The 3,122-nt window shown below is 68.9% G+C and carries 2 protein-coding genes; both read left to right on the plus strand.

The features are described 5' to 3' along the window. Positions 1-333: 333 nt before the first annotated feature. Positions 334-1,956 (plus strand): cellulase family glycosylhydrolase, encoded by a 1,623-nt coding sequence (locus AB0G02_RS33045; RefSeq protein WP_360802123.1) that lies wholly within the window; start codon positions 334-336, stop codon positions 1,954-1,956. Positions 1,957-1,965: 9 nt separating this feature from the next. Then, positions 1,966-3,096: a cellulose binding domain-containing protein gene (locus AB0G02_RS33050; RefSeq protein ID WP_360802126.1), complete on the plus strand. Its 1,131-nt coding sequence runs from the start codon at positions 1,966-1,968 to the stop codon at positions 3,094-3,096. The last annotated feature ends 26 nt before the right edge of the window (positions 3,097-3,122 follow it).

Here is a 3,122-nt window from a genome sequence, read left to right on the forward strand (position 1 = left end):
CCCAGGTCGTATGTTCTGAGCGTTGAATTCAGGGTGCCTGAACGTAGGACTCTCGCGCTGTGAACGTAGGACTCTCGCGGTCTGGAGGTAGGACTCTCGCGTGGGGGGTGGCGGTCGGTGGGGGGAAGTAGGAGGATGGCGGGAGGCGCGTCTGGGAGCGGTCCCAGGCGGGTCGGTCAGTGGTGCCCGCACGGGGTGCGGAGTGGGTGGTCGAGCCCGAAATGCGCCGTTGACACTTAAGCGGTTAATTGCTTTGGTGTGGAGGCCTGCCGTGGGCAGGCGCGCTGCCCTGCGCTCGCTACGTCAACGTCGACAACCACGCGAGGTACTTCCATGCGCAAGCGATTCGCCTTGGTGGGCGCCGCCATCGCCGCCTTGGTCCTCTCCCTGCTCACGGCGATGCCGGCCCAAGCGGCCGCTGGGTTCACCGTGGGCAACGGGCGTCTGCTGGACGCCAACGGCAACGACTTCGTGATGCGCGGCATCAACCACGCGCACACCTGGTACGCGGACCGCACCACGCAGGCCCTCAAGGACATCAAGGCCACGGGTGCGAACACGGTCCGCGTCGTCCTCAGCTCGGGCGACCAGTGGACGAAGAACACCGCCGCGGACGTCTCCAACGTGATCAGCCAGTGCAGGACGAACAAGCTGATCTGCGTGCTGGAGGTCCACGACACCACCGGGTACCAGGAGCAGAGCGCCGCCGTCAGCCTGGACCGGGCGGTGGACTACTGGGTCAGCATCCAGAGCGCGCTGGCCGGCCAGGAGAAGTACGTCATCCTGAACATCGGCAACGAGCCGTGGGGCAACACCGGCTACACCGGGTGGACCGCCGCCACGAAGGGCGCGATCACGCGGCTGCGCTCGGCCGGCTTCCAGCACACGATCATGGTGGACGCGCCGAACTGGGGCCAGGACTGGGCCTTCACCATGCGGGACAACGCCGCCTCGGTGTTCGCGGCCGACCCGCAGAAGAACACGGTGTTCTCCATCCACATGTACGGCGTGTTCGACACCGCCGCGGAGATCAACGACTATCTGAACAAGTTCGTCGCGGCGAAGCTGCCGATCGTGGTCGGTGAGTTCGGCAACAACCATTCCGACGGCGACCCCGACGAGGACACGATCTTCGCCACGACCCAGTCGTTGAAGCTGGGCTACATGGCGTGGTCGTGGTCCGGCAACGGCGGCGGCGTCGAGTACCTCGACCTGGTGACCGGCTTCAACGCCGCCCAGCTGACCACGTGGGGCCAGCGCGCGATCAACGGCGCGAACGGCATCAAGGCCACCTCGCGCGAGGCCAGCGTCTACGGCGGTGGCACCGACCCGACCGACACCACCGCGCCGTCCACCCCCGGCACGCCCACCGCGTCCGGCGTCACGTCGTCCAGCGCCACCCTGTCCTGGACCGCGTCCACGGACAACGTCGGCGTCAGCGGCTACGACGTGGTGCGGGTCAGCGGCACCGCGGAGACCGCGGCGGGCAGCTCCGGCACCAACTCCACGACCGTCACCGGCCTGTCGGCCAACACCGCCTACACCTTCGCCGTCTACGCGCGGGACGCGGCGGGCAACCGCTCCACCCGCTCCGGCACGGTGAACGTGACCACCCTGGCCGGTGGCGGCGGCCCCGCGGCCTGCGCGGTCACCTACAAGGTCACCGGCCAGTGGCAGGGCGGTTTCCAGGGCGACGTGAAGATCGCCAACACCGGCACCGCCGCGGTGAACGGCTGGACCCTGCGCTGGACCTGGGCCAACGGCCAGACCGTGAGCCAGTCGTGGGGTGCCACCACCACCCAGTCCGGCACGACGCTGAGCGCGACCAACGTGTCCTACACCGGGAACATCCCGGCCAACGGCTCGGTCAGCTTCGGCTTCATCGGTTCGTGGAACGGCAGCAACTCGGTGCCGACCGCGTTCACCCTCAACGGCGCAACCTGCAGCGCGGCCTAGGAGTCCGGGATGTCGAGAAGAACCGCTGTCGCGGCGCTCTTAGCCGCTCTCTCCACGCTCGTCGGCCTCCTGGTGGCCGCGCCCGGTCAGGCGGTCGAGGCCGCCGCGCCGACGCGGATCATGGCGCTGGGCGACTCGATCACCGGGTCGCCCGGCTGCTGGCGGGCGTTGCTGGACCGCGACCTGCGCGCGGCCGGGCACACGGACATCGACTTCGTGGGCACGCTGCCCGGTGACGGCTGCGGGTTCGCCTACGACAGCCAGAACGAGGGTCACGGCGGCGCGCTGGTCACCGCGGTGGCCGACCAGAACCAGCTCGTCGGGTGGCTGGCCGCCACCAACCCGAACGTGGTGATGATGCACTTCGGGACCAACGACGTGTGGAGCAACCGGTCGACCGCGACCATCCTGGCCGCCTACGGCAAGCTGGTCGACCAGATGCGGGCGAACAACCCGAGCATGAAGGTGCTCGTCGCGAAGATCATCCCCATGGCGGCGAGCGCGTGCGCGGAGTGCCCCCAGCGGGTGATCGACCTGAACGCGGCGATCCCGGCCTGGGCGGCGGGCAAGTCCACCGCGCAGTCGCCGGTCACCGTGGTCGACCAGTGGACCGGGTTCAACTCCGGCTCGGACACCTACGACGGCGTGCACCCGAACGCGTCCGGTGACCGCAAGATCGCGGACCGGTGGATCCCGGCCGTGGTGGCCGCGTTGAACGGCACCACCCCCACGTCCACCACGACCACGACAACAACAACGACCACCACTACTACAACGACCGGCACGACCACCACTACTACAACGACCGGCACGACCACCACGTCCATCCCGCCGACCGAGTGCGGGGTGCTGATCAGGATCACGAACCAGTGGCCGGGCGGGTTCTCGGCCGAGATCGAGATCCGCAACGGCAGGACGACCGCGACCGCGGGCTGGCGCGTCCAGTTCGACTTCCGGGCGGGCATGGCGGTGTCGCAGGGCTGGAACGGCACGTTCAGCCAGAGCGGCACCACCGTGACGGTCACCAACACGTCCTGGAACGCCGTCATCCAGCCCGCGGCCACGATCAAGGTCGGGTTCAACGGCACGGGTGACGCGAGCAGCTGGATCCCCCCGAAGCCGCTCTGCTCGCTGACGTGACGGCGTATCGCGGTTGTGCCCGGCCC

The organism is Actinosynnema sp. NPDC023658, assembly GCF_040639995.1.
GTDB lineage: Bacteria > Actinomycetota > Actinomycetes > Mycobacteriales > Pseudonocardiaceae > Actinosynnema.

Bases quoted from the DNA above. Each gene is read 5' to 3' on its own strand.
- AB0G02_RS33050 (WP_360802126.1), top strand. From the start codon at position 1,966: ATGTCGAGAAGAACCGCTGTCGCGGCGCTCTTAGCCGCTCTCTCCACG.
- AB0G02_RS33045 (WP_360802123.1), top strand. From the start codon at position 334: ATGCGCAAGCGATTCGCCTTGGTGGGCGCCGCCATCGCCGCCTTGGTC.